The organism is Gluconacetobacter sacchari, assembly GCF_014174255.1.
Classification (GTDB): domain Bacteria; phylum Pseudomonadota; class Alphaproteobacteria; order Acetobacterales; family Acetobacteraceae; genus Gluconacetobacter; species Gluconacetobacter sacchari.
On the sequence record NZ_JABEQJ010000025.1, the window covers coordinates 35,564 to 57,074 of the forward strand.

Below are 21,511 nucleotides of genomic sequence, written 5' to 3' on the forward strand. Positions count from 1 at the left end.
GGCAATGGGCTTCATTCAGAAACATGATCTGTGGAACGATGCCCTGACCCGTCAGGCCGCCGAAATCGGCCGGAGGGTCGAGGCGGACCGGGTCGAGGTGATCCGCTTTTCGTTTCCGGACCAGCATGGCATCCTGCGGGGCAAAACCCTGGTTGCCTCGGAACTGGCAAGTGCCTTTTCATCGGGTATTTCCCTCGCATCCTCCCTGCTGATGAAGGACACGTCCCATCGGACGGTGATCCCGATCTTCAATGGCAGCAATGCGATTCCCGGAATGGAGGGTGCCGCCGACATCATCATGGTTCCCGATCCGTCCACGTTCAAGATCCTGCCCTGGACGCCAGGTACCGGCTGGATGCTGTGCGATCTCTATTTCCGCGACGGGCGCAAGGTACCGCTTGCGACCCGCCATCTGTGCCGCAACGTACTGACGCAGCTGGGTGACGCGGGATATGATTTCATGACCGGCCTGGAGGTCGAATTCCACGTTACGCGACTGATCGATGCGAAACTGGCGCCGGAGGATGCCGGCCAGCCCGGAACACCGCCGCAGGTCGGCCTACTGCACAAGGGCTATAACTATCTGACCGAGCTGAACTACGATCAGCTCGACCCGATATTCGACATCCTACGGCGTAACCTGCAGGCACTTGGGCTCGGCCTGAGTTCGCTGGAAATCGAATTCGGTCCCAGTCAGGCGGAACTGGTTTTCCGCGCGGATCGCGGCCTGCAGCCCGCCGACGACATGGTTCTGTTCCGCAGCGCCACCAAGCAGATCTGCCGGCGCCATGGCTACCATGCCAGTTTCATGTGCCGCCCGCGACTGCCCAACGTGATGTCCAGCGGCTGGCACCTGCATCAGTCCCTTTGCGCGAAGGAAGGCGGGGATAATCTTTTCATGGCCGCGCCGGGCGGCGCCCCCCTGTCGCCGATCGGCATGCATTGGCTGGGCGGCCTGCTGGACAACGCCGCCGCCGCCACGGTGTTCACGACACCGACCATCAATGGCTACAAGCGTTACCGGCCATTTTCCCTGGCACCGGATCGCGCGATCTGGGGGTGCGACAATCGCGGCGTCATGCTGCGTGTAATGGGCGGCCCCAGCGATCCGGCCTCACGGATTGAAAATCGCGTGGGCGAACCCGCCGCCAATCCGTATCTCTATCTCGCATCCCAGATTGTCTCCGGCCTCGACGGCCTGGCGCGCCGCGCCGATCCAGGTGCGTCGGCCGACGCACCCTATGCCACGCCCGCCCCGCATCTTCCCCGTACACTGGACGAGGCTGTGTCGGCTCTGGAGGCAAGCAAGGTGTTTCGGGAGGGACTCGGCGACTCCTTCGTGGATTATCTGGTTCGGATCAAAAGAGCGGAAATCGACCGCTATAACCTTGAAGTCTCGGAGTGGGAGCAGCGGGAATATTTCGACCTGTTCTGAAATCAGCGAACCAAATCGGACGAGCGTCGAATGGAGACGACTCGTCTGGCTTTTAAAGGGAATCAAAAAAACTCTTCTGAACTGGAATGATATTTCGGTTCATTTGTAAACCTTCCGACAGGATTTTTCTTGCGCTTCCAGAAAGAGCAGGAGGGATTATCTTCATTTCCCCCCTCCATCCTCTGCGAATAAAAATAGACGCCAAGGCATAAGCTTTTCTTCAGGAATCATAAAAAAAACTCTCGGATATGATCCGATATCGTAATTATTTATTGTTGACAGAATATTTCTGTCAAATCAGTATCATTACAACAATTATATAGAATTTCTAAAATATCCCGTTCGTTTGACTTCCAGATGCCCTCAAGAGACGATGGTGGTGCCATGACGCGACTGAAGGATTCCTCTTACAGGACGACATTGCTCATTACATCATGTCTGGTCGCGATCGCGGTCAGCGGGACGGCGCGGGCGGAAGATCCCGACGAACAGGTCATTGTGACCGGGACGCGCGATCCGCATCAGACCGCCCGCCAGAGCGTCAGTCCGATCCAGGTCGTGACGGGAGCCCAGTTGGCGGCGACCGGCCAAGCCGATATCCGTGATGCCCTTATCCAGTTGGCACCGTCGATGACCCGCTCGGACATGAATTTCGGCAATGCGAACATGACCGACGCGATCAGCCTGCGCGGCCTGACACCAAACCAGACCCTGGTCCTGGTGAACGGCAAGCGGCGTCATACCACGGCGGATCTGTCGACATTCCATGGCCCGCAGCAAGGCACGACACCTGTCGATATAGACATGATTCCCGTATCGGCCGTCGATCACGTCGAAATCCTACAAGACGGCGCGGCGGCGCAGTACGGCTCGGACGCCATAGCCGGCGTCGTGAATATCATTCTGAAGAAGGTCGATCATGGTGTGAGCGTTCAGGCCATCAATGGCGGCTATTACGCGGGCGACGGTTTCACCACCGGAGAATCGGCCAATTGGGGAACGAAGCTCGGTGAGAGAGGCTATTTCAATCTCAGTGGCGAAATCAAATATAACGACTACACGAACCGCAGCGGTGTCGATACGCAGACCGGGAAATACGACAACGCCATCCTCGGCATGCCCGAGCAGATTCGTGAAACGCTCGCCTATAACATGGCTTATCATATCACCAAGGATATCGAGCTCTATTCGTTCGGAACGTATGGACACCGCAACGGTTCCAGCATGCAGAACTTCCGCACCCGCGCAGTCATACCTTCAATGTATCCGAACGGATTCGAGCCGCGCATCACGCTCGATGAAGATGATTTCGGCGTGACCGCGGGGTTCCGGGGCAGCATCGCGGACTGGGACTGGGATATCAGCACGACCTATGGTGCCGATTACGATCGCAGCGGCACAAATCATACTGGCAACCCGTCGCTTGTATCGGATTTCGGTTCATCGCCGACCCACTTCGACAATATGGAGACGATCAGCGATACCGAATGGACGACAGATGCGGGCGTGCGCCGAGCCTTCCATGTTCCTGTCCTGGCCGCGCCCCTGAATTTCGCCTTGGGTGCGCAATACCGCTATGACACCTATCATATCGGCGCAGGGCAGTTCGGGTCGTGGTACGGTTCCGGTCCGGCGGGTATGCACGGCCTCAATAGCCTGAACGCATCCGATAGCGGCCGTGACGTTACAGCGGGCTATATCGATCTGTCGACACAGCTTCTTCCAAAATGGCAGATCGACTTGGCCGGTCGTTTCGAACATTATACCGACGCCGGCGACACGGAAACCGGGAAGGTTTCCTCTCGTTACGATTTCAATCAGTATTTCGGCCTACGCGGAACAATCAGCAACGGCTTCCGTGCCCCGACCTTGGCAGAAGAGAACTGGTCCAGCGTGTCGGCTTCCCCAACGGGGGCCAGCGGCATCCTGCCGGTCAACTCGGTCGCGGCAAAAGCCCTCGGCTCGCGCCCGCTCAAGCCCGAGCGCTCCACCAGTTTCAGCGCCGGCTTCGTGCTGAATCCGATTCGGAACCTACACATCACTCTGGATGCGTACCAGATCGATCTGCGTGACCGGATAATGCTGGGCGGCTCCTTCAACGGTCAGACGGCGATCGATGCGCTCATGATGCAGGGCGTAGGGATTCAGGCCGACGCCAATCCGAAGGCTGTCAGCGCCAGCTATTTTTCCAACGCGGCTAGCACCCGCACGCGGGGAATGGACATTACCGCATCGTATCGGACCAATCTCGGAAGATACGGCCATATCCTTTGGGACGTGGAGGCGAACTTCAACAACACACAGGTGCGCCGGAACGACCTGGACGCCCTCGGTCGTCCGCTGCTGAACGCGCAGCAGATCGGCTACATTTCCACCTACACACCACGCAACAAGGTCATTTTCGGCGGGGACTGGCATTTTGGGAAATGGGATTTCATCGTGCATGAGATCCGCTACGGCCACGCGACATCGGAGCTGACCTATTACACCGGGCCCTATGCAAATTCGGTTACCAATTTTCAGCGCTTCGTCAACAAACCTCGCTTCGCCACCAATCTTCTCATCGCCTATCAGATCGATCCCCGGTGGCGTGTCGCGCTGGGCGGCAACAATATCGGCAACGCCAAGCAGAGCCTTCTGCCGCCTGGCTTCCGCTATCTTGGGGCAGAGCGTTACGATTATGATGTTCAGCAGATCGGATTCAACGGCGGTTATTACTATTTCCAGGTAAACCTGACCCTCTGACGATGCAGCCAGGACGGCGTGGTGGACGAGCGGCGGCCCCGACATATCGGGACGCGCCCTTGTTCATGTCCAGGAACTTGTTACACGCATAATGAAGGACAGACGATGGAACGTGAAAAGACAATTGGTTTCGTAGGTTTTGGCGCGATGGCCAGCCGTATGGCGCGCAATTTGCGTGTGGCGGGATATGGCGCCGTGGTGTATACGCCTTCCGGTCGGGGCGGCTCGGATGGTGACTGCATTGTCGGTTCCGCGCGTCAGGTCGGCGAACAAGCGGATATCGTTATTGTCTGTGTTCCGGACGACCGCGCGCTAAACGCCGCGCTGTACGGGCAGGATGGACTTCTAGGGGGCATGAGGTCCGGCGGGTTGCTTATCAACGCCAGTTCCAATTCGCCGGAAGCCTCCGTGGCGTTGGACCAGGCGGCGTCGGCTCTAGATCTGACCGCGCTGGACGCGCCAATATCGGGCAGCACACCGGAAGCCGATGCAGGCGAACTCGTCATCCTCGTGGGCGGCCCGGAGGAAGGTGTCCGCAGGGCGCAGCCGATTTTCGATATCATCGGGCGCTTGACGATCCATGCCGGACCGTCGGGATCAGGATCGAAGCTGAAATTGGTTATCAATGGCATCATGGCGGCCGGCATGGTCGCCCTGGCCGAGTCTGTGACCTACGGTCTGGCATCGGGACTTGATCACGCGACGCTGCTCGAAGCCCTGTCAGCGGTCCCGGTGGTTTCACCCCATCATAAGCGCAAGTTGAAGAACGTCTTTGCCGGCGATATTTCCTCCCAGTTTCCAACGCGGTTGATGCATAAGGATATCGGGCTGCTCCTGACTGCTGCCGCTGGGCACGCGTTGTCAGTTCCCCTTATGGCAGCGGCCGCACAACTCCTGTCCTTGACGCGGCGAGATCACGCAGACGACGACTATTCCGCCAGTCTGAAGGTTGCTGAAAACCTGGCGCAGACGCACCTGTAAACGGCGCAGCCGCTCGCCGGGACCCGGACGTGTCTCCCCCCTTTGACGGAAACCGTACCTGTCGTGCAGATGACGGAACAATGGGAATGTGTGATCACAGCGCGTTCCGTAAGCAACGCGGGGTAAAGGGACATGCCAAAAATACGCGAGCGTGATGCCGGACTGCGGAGCGACAATCCGGTAGGGCGTGATTTTTCCGAGGCCTTGGCCCGAGGATTGGCCATCATGACCATTTTCGGCCCGGACTCCCGGGCGATGACGCTCAGCGCCATCGCCCGGGAGGTCGATCTGCCCAAGGCCACCGTGCGCCGTACACTTCTGACTTTGGTTCATCTGGGCTACATGGAGGAAGAGGGGCGACTTTTTTCCTTACGACCGACCATCCTACGACTGGCGTCCTCCTATCTGGGGGCAGATCCGGTATCGACGATCTTTCAGCCGGTTTGTGAACGGCTGGCCCGCGAACTCGGGGTGACGTGCTCGGTCGCTGTATTGGACGCCGAGGAAGCGGTCATGATTGCCTATGCCTCGCCACGGCGCGTTCACGCGCACGGTACGATGGAAGGGATCGGCTTGCGGCTTCCTGCCTTCTGCACCGCCGTTGGCCGGATCCTGCTCGCAGGCCGGAGTTCAGCAGAGCGCGAAGCCTTCCTGGCCGCTTTGGATGCCCGGGCAATCACACCGTACACGGTTACGGATAAGGACAAGCTGCGGCAACTCTGGGGTCAGGCCGAATCCGACGGCTACGCCCTGGTCGACCAGGAAGCCGAAATCGGCTTCCGGTCGATCGCGGTGCCCGTCCGAAGACGAGATGATAGGTTGATCGCCGCCCTCAATGTCGGATTACGTGTCGAGCATGCGAGCTGCCAGGAAATGAGGGACACCTCCCTGCCACGTTTACTGGCAGAAGTCGCGGACCTGCAAGAGCAATTGCTATAGTGGATCATACGGAATCCACTCGGTGCGTATCGCAATTGGTTGCGGGTTAGACCGACCCGCTTTGAACCTGCGAAATTACGCCGTTGATTTCGTTTGAGTTTATTTTCACCCCCCATTTGCCCAAAGAAAAACCCCACGAACCTATTGGTTTCGTAGGGTTTTCTTTATGTCGGCTGGTTGCGGGGACACGCAAGCGCCGATTTCCACATTCGTTAAATGTCGCGATATAGCAATGCAAATCCAAGTGCTAGTCGAAGTTCCGCAACTCACCAAGGCCCGAGCGTTCATTGTCGCCGATCATGTCCGCCAGCGTGTAGCGGTCCAGCACCCCCATGAAAGACCCCAGCGCCTCGCCCAGGACGCCGCGCAGCCGGCAAGCCCTGGCCAGGATGCAGTCCTGGCCACCCGGCTGGTCCGACTGCATGCAGGCCACCAGCCCCATATCCTCTTCCGTGTAGCGGACGACGTCGCCGATCCGGATCTCGGCCGCCGGGCGCGCCAGCCGCAATCCGCCGTTTCGTCCCCGCTGCGTGCTGATGAAGCCGCCGAGGCCCAGGCGATGGATGATCTTGACCAGGTGGTTCTCCGAAATCCCGTACGCCTGCGCAATCTCGCGGATCGAGACGAGGCGATCGGTGCGGATACCCAGATAGATCAGGGTCCTCAGGGCATAGTCGGTGTGCAGGGTCAGACGCATTGCAAATAGATATATATGATTGACATCTTTTTCCAGCGCGATAAAAGGTATCTACAATATACACCTTATGAGGCATTGTCATGGCTGCTCCCCTGGACGACGCGACCCGCGCAATCGTCAAAGCCTGCGTTCCGGCGCTGGAAGCGCACGGACTCACCATCACGCAGGAGATGTACAAGCGTCTTCTGGCAACGCCCGAGATTCGCGACCTGTTCAACATGTCGCACCAGAAGGACGGCGAGCAGCCGAAGGCCCTGGCGTTGGCCGTACTGGCCTATGCCCGCAATATCGACAATCTGGGCGCCCTAGGCGGCATGGTCGAGCGGATTGCCGAAAAGCATGTCGGGCTGAATATCTTGCCGGAGCATTATCCCTTCGTCGCGGACGCCCTCCTGGGTGCCATCGCGCATGTCCTCGGCGACGCCGCCACCCCCGAGATCCTCGACGCCTGGGGCAAGGCGTACTGGTTCCTGGCCGATATCCTGATCGGGCGCGAGGGGCAGATCTACCAGGCGCACGAGGCCGCCCCCGGCGGCTGGACCGGCTGGCGCGCCTTTGCCGTGCGCGAATGCGTGCGCGAGAGCGAAACTGTGACCTCGTTCGAGCTGGTGCCCGTCGACGGCAAGCCGGTCATGCGCCACCAGCCCGGCCAGTATCTCAGCTTCCGGCTGGACATTCCGGGCCACGGCACGCAACGCCGCAACTACAGCATTTCCTCGGCCCCCGGTGGCGACGGCTATCGCATCAGCGTCCGGCGCATGCCCGGCGGGGCTGTGTCGGAATGGCTGCATGACAGCGTGCAGCCCGGCACGGTGCTGCAGGTTTCCGCGCCCACGGGCGATTTCACGCTGGCCGATCCGGCGCCGGAATCGGTGGTGCTGCTGAGCGCGGGGGTCGGACTGACGCCCATGATCTCGCTGCTGGGCGCGCTGACGGACGCGCAGGCGTCGACCGATGTCCGCTATATCCATGCCACCCATTCGGCCGCGACCGAAGCCTTCGGCGATTATGTCTGCGGCCTGGCGCAGGCCGGACGGATCCAGGGCGAAGTGTTCTACAGCCGGCAGGCGCCGGCCGACGCCGACGGGTCCCTGACGCGGCATGCGGGGCGGATCACGCCGGACTGGCTGAAGGATCGGGTCGATGCGGGCGCCACCTATTACATCTGCGGTCCCGACGGCTTCATGCGCGACATGGTGGGTGTGCTGAAGGAATCCGGCCTGCCGAAGGCGCAGATCCGCTACGAATTCTTCGGTTCGGCCAGCGATGCGGACTTGGTGACGTGACGCGGGCGGCCCCCATCCAGTTCAGGCGGGTCTATGACCCGCCTGAACCCGACGACGGCGCGCGGGTGCTGGTCGATCGCCTGTGGCCGCGCGGCGTCAGCAAGGAACGCGCGCACCTGACGCTGTGGCTGAAGGAAATCGCACCGTCCGCCGCGCTGCGCGAATGGTTCGGCCACGACCCGGAAAAATGGGCCGGGTTCCAGGAACGCTATCAGGCGGAACTGTCCGCCAACCAGGCCGCCGTCGTCCGGATCGTGGCGCTGGTCGAACAGGGGCCGGTCACCCTGCTCTACGGCGCGCGGGACACGCGGCATAACGAGGCCGTGGTGCTGGCGGCCTGGCTGGACGATCACCACCGACGCTGAACGCCCCGCGAGGACACGCCATGATCAGGCAATTCGGCACCCTGACCGGACGCCTGTCCATACCGGCCGGGCGCGCGACCCGGATGGAACTGCTGGCCGCCGCCGGAGCGTTCGTCGGCATCGTCCTGGCCGCGCTGCTGAGCGGCCTGGTGGCGCGATCCACCTTTCCGCTGATCGTCGCCCCCGTCGGGGCGTCGGCGGTGCTGCTGTTCGCCGTGCCCGCCAGTCCCTTGGCCCAACCCTGGTCGATCGTGGGCGGCAACACGCTCTCCGCCCTGGTCGGCGTGGCGGTGTCGGTCCTGGTGCCGGACGTGGCGATCGCGGCCGCCGTGTCCGTCGCGCTGGCCATCGTCGTCATGATCACCACCCGTTCGCTGCACCCGCCCGGCGGGGCCGTGGCCCTGACGGCCGTTCTGGCCCATCCCTCATCCGCCGGCCTGTCGGCCGCGCTGCTGTTTCCCTTCCTGCCCGTCGCGCTGAATTCCGTGATCCTGGTCGCGACCGGGCTGCTGTTCCACAGGATGACCGGACGGGCCTATCCGCACATGGCACCCGCCCGGCCGGCCGCGTCGCCGCCGGGCGGCGTAGAGATGGACGATATCGATGCCGCGCTGGCAACCGTGGGCGACGCCTTCGACATCGCCCCGGATGATCTTCAACGGTTGCTGACCCTTGCTGAACAAAATGCCATGAGCAGATCGACGAACTACTGATAAGCCCCCGGATCGAGTATCATGCAGCCGTTAACATGCATTGCGACGCGTGGCCATTAAGAAACCCGCACCACGACACGACCACGTATCTTTCCATCCAGAAGCGAAGTCGCCGCGTTCACGGCATCGTCCAACGCAATCTCGGACGTCATTGCCTCCAATTTCGACGGGTCGATCAGCTCCGCCAGGCGGGTCCACGCGGCAAGCCGCTTGTCCTTCGGACACATGACGCTATCGATCCCGACCAGCGTCACACCTCGCAAAATGAACGGCGCGACGGTCGAAGGAAACGACATATCCGCGGCAAGACCGCAGGCCGTCACGACACCACCATACGCCATGGACGCACAGACATTGGCTAAAACCACGCCTCCGGCCACGTCAACCGCCCCGGCCCATCTTGCCTTGTCCAGAGGCTTCCCAGGAGCGGAAAATGCCTGCCGTGGAAGCACTTCCTTCGCACCGAGACCGATCAGATAGGCATCCTCCTCGGGACGACCGGTAACAGCCACGACATGGTAACCGAGCCTACCCAACAGCATGATCGCGACACTGCCTACCCCACCGGCAGCCCCGGTGACCAAAATGGGCCCCTTATCGGGCATCACTTCCTGACGTTGCAGGGCCTGCACGCACAACATCGCCGTGTAGCCCGCCGTGCCGATCTCCATGGCCTGCCTGGTCGTCAACCGATCGGGAAGCGGGACCAGCCAGTCGCCGGACACCCTCGCCTTTTCGGCCAGACCGCCCCAATGCTTTTCGCCAACACCCCACCCGTTGAGAATGACCCGAGTGCCCGGCTTGATGTCTTCCCGTTGCGATGATTCCACGACACCCGCGAAATCTATCCCGGGGACCATCGGGAAGGAGCGTACGATCGGACCGCGTCCAGTAATGGCCAGCGCATCCTTGTAATTCAAAGTCGACCATTCCACCCGAACCGTTACATCGCCTTCGGGAAGCTGATTATCAGCAACATCCCCGACGGAAACAGACTGGGCACCGTCTGTCGTTTTTTCAATCATGACCGCCTTGAACATGGCATTTTCTCCCCACAATATAGACCGATTGTCTACAAAATAACGAAGGCACTCATGGACCGTCCTCCGGCATGCCAGCGTTTACGCTCTTTCCAGCAGTGCCAGAAAACCGTCCCCGAAGATGTCCAGAGGCTGGGCGCTACCTTCCAGACGTGCCCGCAGGACAGCGCCCTCCCATCCGATCCAGAAAAAGACGGCAAGCTTTTGCGCCGTGTCCGCGTCGTAATCGTCCGTCAAGCACGATGCCATGCGAGCCTCCCATTGTCGCATGACCTCATTGAGTGCCCCCCGGAAAGGCCCCGGTAGCGCGTTCAACTCCTGCCCAAGATTGCCGATCAGACAGCCGCGCCGGAAATCGTACCGGATCATCCCCGATTTGGCATCCTCCATGAAGTTCCTTATTCGGTCCCTCGACGAAAGATTCCGATCATTCAGGCAACGATCCAGCTTTGCGTTAAAATATCGGGCGTATGCCTCGATTATTTTCAGTCCGAAATCTTCCTTACTGTCGAAATAATAGTAAAAGGACCCTTTTGGAACGCAAGCAGCCTTCAACAAGCTGTCCAGGCCAGTGGCGACAAAGCCTCTCTCGGTCAGGAATTGGACCCCGGTCCGGATAAGCATGTCGCGGACCTGTGCCATGCCATCCGGATTGCCTGGGGGCCGCCCCCGGCGGGGCGATAAGATCGAGTTGTTCATCGCAGTCAATAGACCGACCGTCTATAAAAAGGTCAAGCCGTCATGAACCGATCTCACCGTCTCGTGACACATGCTTGAGGGGCCACGCCTTTTCAGCGCGGCAGCCAGGTCGCCGTGTCCGATCCCAATTGCGGAGTCACACGAGACCATCGACATGGGGTTTCGGACATTTGCAGCACGGGTCCAAGGCAGCGCAGATCGCCATAGCATGTCCCGTTCTCGTCGACTTGATATTCACGGACTTCCGCGTCGGACATCCCGCCCGGCGCTTTATCGTATGATGTGACGAAACCCTGCCTCTGAAAGAGCATGGCGGACTGACACAAGGATACCTGAACGCGATAACTTCCACCCTCACGAGCCCGTCGGGCCAACGCCAGCATGGCGCCAAAACTTCCAAGGCGACCCGCCGCGTAATCGCACATATAGACCGGCGTCAATTGCGGTTGTCCCGCCCCGGTCGCCAAACCTTGCGTATGACACATCCCCGTGACCGCCTGCGCGACCTGATCCCAGCCGGCACGGCCCCCAAACGGACCGCCCGATCCGAAACAATTGACCGAAACATGGATGAGACCCGGCCGCATCCGCTTGAGATCTTCCCAGCCAAACCCGTGGGCGGCAAGGCGTGCAGGCCTGTAGCCATCAATAAGGATATCTGCCTCCCTGACCAGTTCAACGAGACGCGCCGCGTCGTTATGATTGGTGAAATCCAGAAAACAACTTCTTTTGCCGTGGCTGGTATCTCTGACAAATTCCGGAACTTGCGGAAGATGTGGGGCCGTCACCATCAAATCGTCAGCCCCGAATTCAGTCAGGCTCAGACCGCATGTCGGGCCTGCAAGAATACGGGTCAGATCGAGAACCCGAACGCCCGACAAGGGCATATCGCCCGGCCTGAGTGCTTGTGGCACGTTTTCGCCAACCTTCGTGAGTTCGACGACCGGTCGTTCGGCGAGATAGGCGCCCTGAGGATGGGCAAGCCACTCTTCGGCGGTACGCACCATACCCCCGCAAGCCTTCGCCTCCGCGATCGCATCCTCCAGTTCCAAAGCATTCCACTTCCTGATTGCCGAACTGATTGATTCCGGCGTACTTTCACATTTCAGAAGATCAAGTATGCGGCGTTCGAGATGCGGCAGGTTCGTGTGCGGCAGGAACCATTTTCCGTCAGCCGTCGGCCATGGTTGCGTCAGCGAGACCATATGCTTCATGGCGTCGGAACCCGGGATGACGGTATAAGCCCCGTCGTCTTCACGGCGAGAAGTACACCCGCCGCTTTTCACCGTCGAAGCCGCAGCACTCACTGAAATGTCGATCGATTGACGACGACCAGTCTTCATCTTCCACAGATCGTTTGCCGCTACACCGCAGGCGGCGAAAATCTGCGCCATTGTCTCTCCGACCCGATAAGGCGTCTCGAAAATCGGATCCTGTCCATGAATTGCCACCTCACCTGGTGCGGGGGCCACCCCACCACGAATGGCCATCAATTCGGTGAGTGCCTCATAAACTGTCGTCTGCATCGTTATTTCCTGCTTACCCTTTGGAATATGTCGAGAAATTTTCATTCATACGCGCTTTTTATCCAATTCAGTTTCGGATCCGGTGCAAAGCAGGAAGATCGAAAGCTGGCGCGAGTTGCATGAAAAGCGACAGCCCGGTCTGTAATGCGAACCCTACGTGAGACGGAAGGGTTGTGTATCCAAGAAGATCTGGATGCCAGATATATTCAAAATACGGTGCGACCATGATGCCGGGAGCAACGTTGAAACCATAGTCCACTTCCAGCATTGTCTCGTAATTCGTCCATTTCTGGTGACTGCCCTGCTTGCGATAGGTGTCATTCATGGCCTGAGTCAACCGATCGTTCCACTGGAACGCCTGCACGGCAACGCCCAGATAATCGCGAGGACGGGGCGAGAAAGGCCCCCAGTCGACCACACCTCCAACAAACCCCCGCTTTACCGGCGGATCTCCCGACAGTTGAAAATTAGCCGCGCCAAAGAGAATGGTACCACGCGTGCCTTTTTTCTCAGGTTTCCACAGCATCTGTTGAGCCTGAATATAGAGCTGCGTCCGTCCACGCCTGGGTTGAGCCGTGCCCCCATAAACCGCACGGGGAAGACCCCGCGTATTGTAAAGTGGGTCATTATAAACGGACGTATCGTACGTGAAACCGATATCGTAGGCCCGTGGATACAGATCATTTGAAAAATTCGTTCTGTATCCTACCTCAACCGGAAAATATTCACCTTTTGCCCTGTCGAATCCCCAATCCGGTCCGGGCCATGAATTATGATTTGTCGCCTTGAGCGACGGCTCGATTTCCCAAATCCCTCCCTTGATGTATGTATGCGCCGTAGGTTTCACCAGAATCCGGAATTCCCAGGTTGAAATCGTGGTACTCGGCAGCGCGCCATTGACCGTCAAAGCCGCAGGTGCCGAACAGAGAACCGCGGAAAACAGGCAATAGAGTTCCGACCCTTCGAATTCCCCGCCCTTCGGATTCCCGCGACCAGCCAGAATATAGACCTTATTATGAAGAAGCGCTTGGTCCCACGAAAATTCTCGGACCTGAAAGCCATCATGCGCCCCCAACCACGACAGATAGGCCCACGTCGAGCCAGTAAATTCTCCCGCATGGGCTTCGCCGGCTGTATCAACCGCGAAGAAGTGGAACTGTGCGCCCTGAATTCCCAGAATTTTCTGCAAATCGAGATCGGTGCCGATACCGGCGTTGTTGTTAAAAAAGGAGCCGGCATTAGTCCCCCCCGAGGGAGCGACATCGACCTGGGACACATTCCAGCCGGTCAGATAGACCCCATACTGCTCCATCCATCGACCGGCGGTGGCCACAGCCCGGCTATGAAGTGAAAACAGGTATGGTTGCTGCCCCAGGGATTGAGACGATGATGGAGTGGATGGAGCACCGCCGACACCATTGATCGAAGGCACCAGCATTGGAACAGACGGCTCCGTTGGAACATGTCTGGCATCGTGCGCCACTCTCTGCTTTTCCTCGACCTTACCATGGACGACGATATCTGTGACGTGGGGAAGAAGTCTTCTATAACCGCCTGCCGTGTCTCCGTCATTCGCCCAGCCGTATTGAACCGGAGTCAATAAAAGGCACATCAAGGCCGTTCCCGCACGCAGAGCGTGCTGGCGCTTCCAAAGGCTGCTCAGCATTTCCACTTTCCGCCTTTATTGCATGAGAAAAAATACCAATACTTATGAATATTATTAGATATCTATGGGACTTGGGAAATTATCTTGATCGTTTCTTTCCCGGTTGTTCGAGATGTCGAGGACAGGGAACAAACAACGGACACCAAGAAGGCCAGAGTCATGGAGAGCAACGTGGGAGGATCCAATGCGATAAGAGGTTCTTTATGTCCAAGAACCGCGACCCAGATCGATGGTCCCATAATGGTCATTGCAACAGCCGACGCCAGCCCGGCCGTGCCGCCCCACACCGCACCTGCGATGCTCAGGCGCTTCCAGTAGATGGAAAGAAAGAGGATCGGAAACGTGGAAGAGCACGCAATCGAAAATGCAAGACTGATCATGTACGCGACGTTCTGGGTTCTGAACATGAATGCCAGACACATCGCGATCAGGCCGATAAGGACCGTCGCAATACGCGAGACCAGAAATTCGGAAGGTCCGTCATTGCGTTCGCTTCGAACAGCTCCATACAGATCATGGCTGACGGCGGCTGCACCCGATAATGTCAGACCGGAAACCACGGCAAGAATTGTCGCGAAGGCGATAGCCGACATGAAACCCAACAGAAGATCGCCGCCCAACGCGTGGGCCAGGTGGAGCGCAACCATGTTCCCTCCTCCCTTTACTGCACCATGCTCATCAAGATATCGCGTGTCGTGCGACAGAAGCGCCATGGCTCCGAAACCGAGTACGCCGGTAATGACGTAAAAATAGTTCATCAACCCCGTTGCCCAAAAGACCGACCACCTCGCCTTTCTGACGTCGGACACGGTGAAAAACTTCATCAGCACGTGCGGTAACCCCGCCGTTCCCAGCATGAGGGTTAGACCCAGCGAGACGGAGGAGGCAGCAGCATGCGGCAATGTCACCGGCGCAAGAAGGGCGGTCCCCGCGCTTCTTTGCGCAACTGCGGCATGTAGGAGAGCCGACATGTTGAAATCGAATGCATCGAGGACAAGAAAGGTCATGACCGATCCGCCAAACAGCATGACGGCCGCCTTGATGATCTGGACCCATGTCGTCGCCTGCATTCCGCCAAAATTGACATAGGCAACCATCAGGAGCGCAACAAGTATTACGCCATCGCAATACTTCATCCCAAAAAGCAAACCCACGAGTTGTCCGGCACCGACCAGTTGGGCCGTCAAGTAGAACAGAACGATGACAAGCGTGGCGATGCCTCCAAATATGCGAACCGCTGATCCACCGAGCCTCGCATGCACGACATCCGTAAATGTGTATTTACCCAGACGCCTTATTTTTTCGGCAAACAAAAAGAGAACCAAAGGCATTCCGGTTGTATAGCCAATTGCGTATACGAAACCGTCATATCCCTTGTTATAGACAAGGCTCGTCAATCCCAGAAAAGCCCCCGCTGACAAGGCATCGCCGGCAATGGCCATTCCATTTTGGAAAGACGTAATCCGCTTCGCCCCCGTATAAAACGAATGACTATCTTTTGTCTTCTGGGCAGCCAGAAACGTAATAACACCCGTAATACAAACGAATATAGCCACAAAAGATAAACTCATAGCGTTCATTACCGGCCCCTTCTCACAAGGAACATCGACGCACTTCCCGCCTCGATGCCGTTGAGCTGCAATATTTACATAGCTACGCGTTGAAACGGCCTGTTCAGCGTGAATGATCCTCGCAATCCATTCTGTCGGCCAACACAACGTAACTTCCGGTCAGAACAATGCCGATGACGGGAATGATCACCCCCATCAGGAGCGCTCCATTGAAAAGAGACCCTTTCATGAACGAAGCAGTCAGAATTTCGGGACAAAAAGAAAACGCTCCGACATAAAATGAATAAATATACAAAAAAACAATCGAGAATACTGCACTGATATTCTGCACATTCCAAATCATCGTTGAACCGCGTGGTGAGATATCGCTTCTCTTCATCTGAACTCCCTTCTCCTTTCCGTATGACAAAGCCGATGCAATGATTCGAATGAGGCACCTCTTCCATTCGCTTATCGGAACGATCCTTATTCGGAATGTTTGATCCAAGGGAGGCTCTAACTGCTTCCTCTTTAGCGTCACCATATGAGATCGCTTGACACGCAAACAGCCTAATGTTCAGATGTTAGACATCTTCAGGAGAGATGGCGTGAATAGCGGCGATTTGCAGTTCTTTATGGCTGTTTTTGAGGCGGGCGGAATTGGGAAGGCCGCCGAACGCCTCAATACCGTGCAATCAAACGTCACATCGCGCATTCAGCGCCTGGAAGCCCAACTGGGCGTCCAACTATTCAAGCGGCACACGCGAGGGGTGGAGCTTACATCGGCAGGGAGCAAGCTGGTTCCTGTCGTCGAGCAGATTAACAATCTCCTGGGGAGCTTACCAACGATCGTACGCGACGACAGCACCCCTCAAGGCAAGCTGACCATCGGCGCGATGGAGACCACCACCGCGATCCATCTTCCAAGCCTGCTCAGCGGGTATGCAAAAGCCTTCCCTCAAGTGGATCTGGCACTCCGCACAGGCACGACGATGGAATTAACACGACAAGTTCTTGAACAGGAACTTGACGGTGCATTCGTCTGCGGCCCGATCGCCCATCCCCGCCTACGCACCGAACGGGTCTATGATGAAGAACTCGTACTTCTGGCCGACCCAGATCTCGACGACCTAGCGCAAATCGTCGCCTTGGGAGAAGTGTCCATCTTCGTGCTGCGCCTGGGGTGCTCTTATCGTCGAAAACTGGAGGAGATTTTGACGAACAAAGGCGTTTCTATCGCAAGAATCAGCGAGTTCGGAACATTCGAAGCGATCTTTAGCTGTGTGGCCGCCGGATTGGGTGTAACGGTCGTGCCCCGATCGATGCTGTCCATGATCGCCGCACGATGGACACTCTCAACGCACACTCTTCCTCCCAGCGAGGCGTCGGTGGAAACAGTTTTCATTCGACGCGCCAGCGCTTACGTGCCGAATGCCCTCTCCAAGTTTATCGATCACGTTCAGGAAGCAAGCCAGATGCTGTCGAACGGCCGGGATTTTTGCCAGGTCGCCTGATTCTATCGTCATCCTGTGACGGTCGGTGCCTCTGCGTCACCACGCCGTGGTGACGGCGGCGTTCTCAACCGGCTGCCAGTTCAAGTTCCTTGGCGAGAACACGTACTAAATCACCCGCCGGCATGCGGCGGGCCAATGGTGCCCCCTGCCCTGCCCATTGGGCGCCATAATCTGCCCGACCGTTCACTTTTGCCGCAGCATTCAGGGCCTTCGCAAGATCGTACGCAACAGGATACGCCGGCACCTCATCAACGAGAATGTCGCGACTCAACTCGGTATATCGGTTCGCCAGACAGCGCGCGGGGCGACCGGAAATGATCGATGTCATCACCGTGTGATATCCTGCACTGCCGGTGAGCGCGGCGCGGTAGGCGTCGTCGGCAAGGGATTCATCACAGGCGACAAAGGCCGTCCCCAATTGAGCGGCTGCGGCGCCCAGTTTCATGGCCGCCACGATTCCAGCCCCATCCATGATTCCTCCCGCCGCGATGACCGGAACCTTGACGTGCCTGACGAGCATCTGTGTCAGCGCGGCCGTACTCAGCAGGTCATCAGGTTCTGACGGATCAAATATCCCTCGATGACCGCCGGCTTCGTATCCCTGCGCGATCACAGCGTGCACACCAGCCGCCACGGCAGTTTGCGCCTCCGAGAGATTCGTCACCGAGCACAGCAATAGGACCCCGGCAGTACGCAGAGCCTGAATGGTATCCGCACCGGGCAAGCCGAAATGAAAGCTGACGACCCTGGGCCGGGCAGCAAGCAAAAGCCCTGAGATCTCCTCATCGACGACGAAGCTTCGATAAATCTCTCGCAGTGCGGAGGGCGGCACACCGCCCTCCGCTGTAAAATGCTCCCGGAAGCGTTCGATCCACTTTACTTCAATCTCTGGAGAGAGCGCCGATGACTTGTGACAGAAGACGTTCAGATTAAAAGGATATTTCGTTCGCTCCTTCAACTCGGCGATCATGCGTGCTGCCGCGTCAACATTCGATGCCCCCAATCCCAGGGCCCCCAATCCCCCGGCCTCCGACACGGCAGCCGCCAGTGCCGGCGAGGAAACACCAGCCATCGGCGCCTGGAAAATGGGCAACCGAATGCCGACCGCCGTCAGGAACGCCCTCCCCTGTGTTTCCGCCATGACATACTCCCGGATCGTCGAAATTCACCTTTGCAATCAGAATAAGCTATTATCAGCGGACAACCCCATCATTTTTTGAGATGTTGAACATCTGTAGATCAGACTTCAGATCCGGAGCTGCAATCGCATATACTGTCAAAACATGCTGAATGGGTGGAAGATATTACCCCCTGCCGATGTTCCCGCAGCCTTCGGATACGTGAAGGCGTGTTTCGATCCCTCGGGGGGGTCTCGGGCACTGCAGCACACGTATGAAGCCGAGCGGTCATGCCGCATATGTCCCGCCAAAAATGAGGCTGTATCGCCATGTCCGTGACTATGAACAAGAACTCCATCGTCATCATTGGCAACGGCATGGTCGGCCATTACTGCGCCGAGCAGCTTGTCAGCCACGGACTGCATGACAGCCACCAGATCCACATCTTCGGCGCGGAACGGCATCCCGCCTATGACCGCGTGCATCTGTCGGAATACATGACCGGACAGGACGCGCTGGCGCTGCGCCTGCACAAGGAAGGTTTCCACGACGCGCACGGCCTGGAGTTGCATCTGGACACATCCGTGCTGGCGATCGACCGCACGGCGCGCACCATCGAGACGTCGAAGGGCATTTTCGCGTACCAAACGCTGATCCTGGCCACTGGGTCCTATCCGTTCGTGCCGCCGATCCCAGGCAATGACGGCACGGCAGGCTTGGTTTATCGCACGCTGGACGATCTGGACGCCATCCGCGCGGCATCGGATGGCGCTGCGCACGGCGTGGTCATCGGCGGCGGCCTGCTGGGGCTGGAGGCGGCGAACGCGCTGCGATCGCTGGGCCTGCAGACCGCCGTGGTGGAATTCGCCCCTCGCCTGATGCCGGTGCAACTGGACCAGGACGGCGGAGCCGCCCTGCGCCGACGCATCGAATCCCTGGGCATCAGCGTGCTGACCGGCCATGCGACACGCGAGATCCTGCCGGGCGAAACCCGTCGCCATCGCCTGAACTTCGCCGACGGCACCCATCTGGAAACCGACCTGGTGGTGTTCTCCGCCGGCATCCGCCCCAATGACCGGATCGGCCGCGCTGCCGGGCTGGCGGTGGGCACGCGCGGCGGCATCGCGGTCGACGATCATTGCCGCACGTCGGACCGCGACATTTTCGCGATCGGCGAGTGCGCCGCATGGAACGATGCGATCTTTGGCCTGGTCGCCCCGGGCTACACCATGGCGCGGACGGCCGCCGCCGTCATCGCGGGCGAGGACGCGGCCTTCACCGGGGCCGACATGTCCACCAAGCTGAAGCTGCTGGGCGTCGATGTCGGCTCGATCGGCGACGCGCACGGCGCCGAGCCGGGCAGTACCAGCTACCGTTTCATCGGCGAGGCCGAGGGGTCCTACCGCCGCCTGGTGCTGTCGGCCGACGGCAGCCGCGTCACCGGCGCGGTGCTGGTCGGCGACAATGCCTATTACGACACCATCCTTCAGTATGTGCAGAACGCGATCAAGCCGCCCGCCGACCCGGCGGCGCTGATCCTGCCGCGTGGCGAGGAGGCGGACCTGCTGGGCGCGGACGCCCTGCCCGACACCGCCACGATCTGCTCCTGCCACAACGTTACCAAGGGCGCGGTCTGCGCCGCGATCGAGGGCGGCTGCACCGACCTGGGCGCGCTGAAGGCCGAAACCAGGGCCAGCACCGGCTGCGGCGGCTGTACCGCGCTGCTGAAAAGCGTGTTCGAAACCGAACTGGCCGCGCGCGGCATCGCGGTTGACAAAAGCCTGTGCGAGCATTTTTCGCACACACGGCAGGAATTGTATGCGCTGGTGCGCGTGCAGGACATCCGCACCTTCGAGGACCTGATGGCCCGCCATGGCAATGGCGGCCTGGGCTGCGACATCTGCAAGCCGACGGTCGCGTCAGTCCTGGCCTCGGCCTGGAACAAGCCGATCACCGACCCGCGCTATATCCCGCTGCAGGACACGAACGACATGTTCATGGCCAACATGCAGAAGAACGGCACCTATTCGGTGGTGCCCCGCGTGGCGGGCGGCGAGATCGTGCCCGACAAGCTGATCGCGCTGGGCCAGGTCGCGAAGAAATATGCGCTGTATACCAAGATCACCGGTGGCCAACGGATCGACCTGTTCGGCGCGCAGTTGCACCAGTTGCCCGATATCTGGTCCGAATTGATCGCGGCAGGGTTCGAAACCGGACAGGCCTACGGCAAATCGACCCGCACCGTGAAATCCTGCGTCGGCTCCACATGGTGTCGCTACGGCGTGCAGGACAGCGTGGCGCAGGCGCTGGACCTAGAGAACCGCTACAAGGGCCTGCGCGCACCGCACAAGCTGAAATTCGCCGTGTCGGGCTGCACCCGCGAATGCGCCGAGGCGCAGAGCAAGGATGTCGGCGTCATCGCCACCGAGAATGGCTGGAACCTGTATGTCTGCGGCAATGGTGGCATGCGCCCGCGCCACGCCGAACTGTTCGCCACCGACATCGATTCCGAAACCCTTCTGAAATATATCGACCGGTTCCTGATGTTCTACATCCGCACCGCCGACCGTTTGCAGCGCACCTCGGTCTGGCGCGAGAACCTGGAAGGCGGCCTGGAATACCTGCGCGATGTCATCATCAATGACAGCTTAGGCATCGGCGCTGAACTGGAGGCGCAGATGCAGACGGTGGTCGACAGCTATCACTGCGAATGGCGCGACGCGCTGACCGACCAGGAGAAGCTGAAGCGCTTCCGCACCTTCGTCAACGATGCCCGCCCCGATCCCGGCATCGCCACGGTGCCGGAACGCGAGCAGACCCGCCCGGCCGACAACCGGCCGACACCGACGCCGGCGGCAGGTCCGGCGGACTGGCAGGCGCTGTGCGACCAGGGCGACCTGGTCGCGCGCTCGGGCGTCGTCGCCTGGCATGACGGCGCGCAGGTGGCACTGTTCTACCTGCCGGCCGAAGGCGACGCGGGGGCACGGGTTTTCGCCCTCGACAACCATGATCCGTTTTCGAACGCCAATGTCATCGGGCGCGGCATCATGGGTGACCTGAAGGGCCGTCTCGTCGTCGCCTCACCGCTGTACAAACAGCATTTCCGGCTGGAAGACGGCGTGTGCCTGGAGGACCCAAGCAAGGTGCTGCGCGTATGGGACGCGCGGCTGAAGGACGGCAAGGTAGAAATTCGAACCCGCGCATGTCAGGCATCCCAGAACCTGATCCCGGCCTGAG

Annotated in this window: 17 protein-coding genes; 9 read left to right on the forward strand and 8 right to left on the reverse strand. The window is 59.2% G+C overall.

Annotated features, from left to right (window positions below; all coding sequences use genetic code 11):
• Positions 1-4 precede the first annotated feature (4 nt).
• The 4 genes from HLH48_RS16695 (at position 5) to HLH48_RS16710 (ending at position 6,100) form a co-directional block, all read left to right on the forward strand.
• The gene (locus HLH48_RS16695; protein ID WP_182998617.1) at positions 5-1,435 is read left to right on the forward strand and encodes a glutamine synthetase family protein; all 1,431 of its coding nucleotides are present in this window, start codon (positions 5-7) and stop codon (positions 1,433-1,435) included.
• Between the two features lie 384 nt (positions 1,436-1,819).
• Positions 1,820-4,180, forward strand: coding sequence for a TonB-dependent receptor plug domain-containing protein (locus HLH48_RS16700; protein ID WP_246387421.1), 2,361 nt, complete (start codon positions 1,820-1,822; stop codon positions 4,178-4,180).
• Between the two features lie 105 nt (positions 4,181-4,285).
• Entirely contained in the window at positions 4,286-5,161 is an 876-nt protein-coding gene (locus HLH48_RS16705) for an NAD(P)-dependent oxidoreductase (protein ID WP_182998619.1), read from the forward strand.
• A 132-nt stretch (positions 5,162-5,293) separates the two neighbouring features.
• The gene (locus HLH48_RS16710) at positions 5,294-6,100 is read left to right on the forward strand and encodes an IclR family transcriptional regulator domain-containing protein (protein ID WP_264812257.1); all 807 of its coding nucleotides are present in this window, start codon (positions 5,294-5,296) and stop codon (positions 6,098-6,100) included.
• Positions 6,101-6,347: 247 nt separating this feature from the next.
• Here HLH48_RS16710 and HLH48_RS16715 read toward each other — a convergent pair whose 3' ends face one another.
• On the reverse strand, positions 6,348-6,797 hold the full coding sequence (locus tag HLH48_RS16715; RefSeq protein WP_182998621.1) for an Rrf2 family transcriptional regulator: 450 nt from the start codon (positions 6,795-6,797) through the stop codon (positions 6,348-6,350).
• 80 nt (positions 6,798-6,877) lie between these two features.
• On the opposite strand from HLH48_RS16715, the gene hmpA reads away from it, so the two are divergent.
• From hmpA to HLH48_RS16730, 3 genes are read left to right on the forward strand one after another with little or no spacing between them, the layout of a single operon-like run.
• The gene (gene hmpA / locus HLH48_RS16720; protein WP_182998622.1) at positions 6,878-8,083 is read left to right on the forward strand and encodes an NO-inducible flavohemoprotein; all 1,206 of its coding nucleotides are present in this window, start codon (positions 6,878-6,880) and stop codon (positions 8,081-8,083) included.
• The gene (locus tag HLH48_RS16725) at positions 8,080-8,448 is read left to right on the forward strand and encodes a DUF488 domain-containing protein (RefSeq protein ID WP_182998623.1); all 369 of its coding nucleotides are present in this window, start codon (positions 8,080-8,082) and stop codon (positions 8,446-8,448) included. Before hmpA ends, HLH48_RS16725 begins: the two co-directional genes overlap by 4 nt.
• A 20-nt stretch (positions 8,449-8,468) precedes the next feature.
• Positions 8,469-9,161 (forward strand): HPP family protein, encoded by a 693-nt coding sequence (locus tag HLH48_RS16730; protein WP_220795171.1) that lies wholly within the window; start codon positions 8,469-8,471, stop codon positions 9,159-9,161.
• A gap of 56 nt (positions 9,162-9,217) precedes the next feature.
• On the opposite strand, the gene acuI is transcribed toward HLH48_RS16730, so the two are convergent.
• The 6 genes from acuI to HLH48_RS16760 all read right to left on the reverse strand — a co-directional run bounded on the left by acuI (position 9,218) and on the right by HLH48_RS16760 (position 16,042).
• Positions 9,218-10,201, reverse strand: coding sequence for an acrylyl-CoA reductase (NADPH) (gene acuI / locus HLH48_RS16735; RefSeq protein ID WP_182998624.1), 984 nt, complete (start codon positions 10,199-10,201; stop codon positions 9,218-9,220).
• Positions 10,202-10,282: 81 nt separating this feature from the next.
• On the reverse strand, positions 10,283-10,900 hold the full coding sequence (acuR, locus tag HLH48_RS16740) for an acrylate utilization transcriptional regulator AcuR (protein WP_182998625.1): 618 nt from the start codon (positions 10,898-10,900) through the stop codon (positions 10,283-10,285).
• A gap of 92 nt (positions 10,901-10,992) precedes the next feature.
• Positions 10,993-12,426, reverse strand: coding sequence for a CoA transferase (locus tag HLH48_RS16745; protein WP_220795172.1), 1,434 nt, complete (start codon positions 12,424-12,426; stop codon positions 10,993-10,995).
• A gap of 67 nt (positions 12,427-12,493) precedes the next feature.
• Complete coding sequence (locus HLH48_RS16750) at positions 12,494-14,092, reverse strand: carbohydrate porin (protein WP_182998626.1); 1,599 nt, start codon at positions 14,090-14,092, stop codon at positions 12,494-12,496.
• Between the two features lie 62 nt (positions 14,093-14,154).
• Positions 14,155-15,672 (reverse strand): sodium:solute symporter family transporter, encoded by a 1,518-nt coding sequence (locus HLH48_RS16755; protein WP_182998627.1) that lies wholly within the window; start codon positions 15,670-15,672, stop codon positions 14,155-14,157.
• A gap of 94 nt (positions 15,673-15,766) precedes the next feature.
• Positions 15,767-16,042, reverse strand: a complete 276-nt coding sequence (locus tag HLH48_RS16760) for a DUF485 domain-containing protein (RefSeq protein WP_182998628.1) — start codon at positions 16,040-16,042, stop codon at positions 15,767-15,769.
• A 208-nt stretch (positions 16,043-16,250) separates the two neighbouring features.
• On the opposite strand from HLH48_RS16760, the gene HLH48_RS16765 reads away from it, so the two are divergent.
• Positions 16,251-17,156, forward strand: coding sequence for a LysR family transcriptional regulator (locus HLH48_RS16765; RefSeq protein WP_264812258.1), 906 nt, complete (start codon positions 16,251-16,253; stop codon positions 17,154-17,156).
• A 64-nt stretch (positions 17,157-17,220) separates the two neighbouring features.
• Here HLH48_RS16765 and HLH48_RS16770 read toward each other — a convergent pair whose 3' ends face one another.
• Complete coding sequence (locus HLH48_RS16770) at positions 17,221-18,297, reverse strand: NAD(P)H-dependent flavin oxidoreductase (protein ID WP_182998629.1); 1,077 nt, start codon at positions 18,295-18,297, stop codon at positions 17,221-17,223.
• Between the two features lie 306 nt (positions 18,298-18,603).
• Here HLH48_RS16770 and nirB point away from each other — a divergent pair, with 306 nt between their 5' ends.
• Positions 18,604-21,510, forward strand: coding sequence for a nitrite reductase large subunit NirB (gene nirB / locus HLH48_RS16775; RefSeq protein WP_272502287.1), 2,907 nt, complete (start codon positions 18,604-18,606; stop codon positions 21,508-21,510).
• Position 21,511: the final 1 nt, after the last annotated feature.

What these genes read in the sequence shown, in the direction of transcription:
- acuR (WP_182998625.1), bottom strand. Translation starts at nt 10,900, where the DNA reads ATGAACAACTCGATCTTATCGCCCCGCCGGGGGCGGCCCCCAGGCAAT.
- nirB (WP_272502287.1), top strand. Translation starts at nt 18,604, where the DNA reads ATGTCCGTGACTATGAACAAGAACTCCATCGTCATCATTGGCAACGGC.
- HLH48_RS16745 (WP_220795172.1), bottom strand. Translation starts at nt 12,426, where the DNA reads ATGCAGACGACAGTTTATGAGGCACTCACCGAATTGATGGCCATTCGT.
- HLH48_RS16750 (WP_182998626.1), bottom strand. Translation starts at nt 14,092, where the DNA reads ATGCTGAGCAGCCTTTGGAAGCGCCAGCACGCTCTGCGTGCGGGAACG.
- hmpA (WP_182998622.1), top strand. Translation starts at nt 6,878, where the DNA reads ATGGCTGCTCCCCTGGACGACGCGACCCGCGCAATCGTCAAAGCCTGC.
- HLH48_RS16760 (WP_182998628.1), bottom strand. Translation starts at nt 16,042, where the DNA reads ATGAAGAGAAGCGATATCTCACCACGCGGTTCAACGATGATTTGGAAT.
- HLH48_RS16705 (WP_182998619.1), top strand. Translation starts at nt 4,286, where the DNA reads ATGGAACGTGAAAAGACAATTGGTTTCGTAGGTTTTGGCGCGATGGCC.
- acuI (WP_182998624.1), bottom strand. Translation starts at nt 10,201, where the DNA reads ATGTTCAAGGCGGTCATGATTGAAAAAACGACAGACGGTGCCCAGTCT.
- HLH48_RS16700 (WP_246387421.1), top strand. Translation starts at nt 1,820, where the DNA reads ATGACGCGACTGAAGGATTCCTCTTACAGGACGACATTGCTCATTACA.
- HLH48_RS16770 (WP_182998629.1), bottom strand. Translation starts at nt 18,297, where the DNA reads ATGGCGGAAACACAGGGGAGGGCGTTCCTGACGGCGGTCGGCATTCGG.
- HLH48_RS16710 (WP_264812257.1), top strand. Translation starts at nt 5,294, where the DNA reads ATGCCAAAAATACGCGAGCGTGATGCCGGACTGCGGAGCGACAATCCG.
- HLH48_RS16730 (WP_220795171.1), top strand. Translation starts at nt 8,469, where the DNA reads ATGATCAGGCAATTCGGCACCCTGACCGGACGCCTGTCCATACCGGCC.
- HLH48_RS16715 (WP_182998621.1), bottom strand. Translation starts at nt 6,797, where the DNA reads ATGCGTCTGACCCTGCACACCGACTATGCCCTGAGGACCCTGATCTAT.
- HLH48_RS16755 (WP_182998627.1), bottom strand. Translation starts at nt 15,672, where the DNA reads ATGAACGCTATGAGTTTATCTTTTGTGGCTATATTCGTTTGTATTACG.
- HLH48_RS16695 (WP_182998617.1), top strand. Translation starts at nt 5, where the DNA reads ATGGGCTTCATTCAGAAACATGATCTGTGGAACGATGCCCTGACCCGT.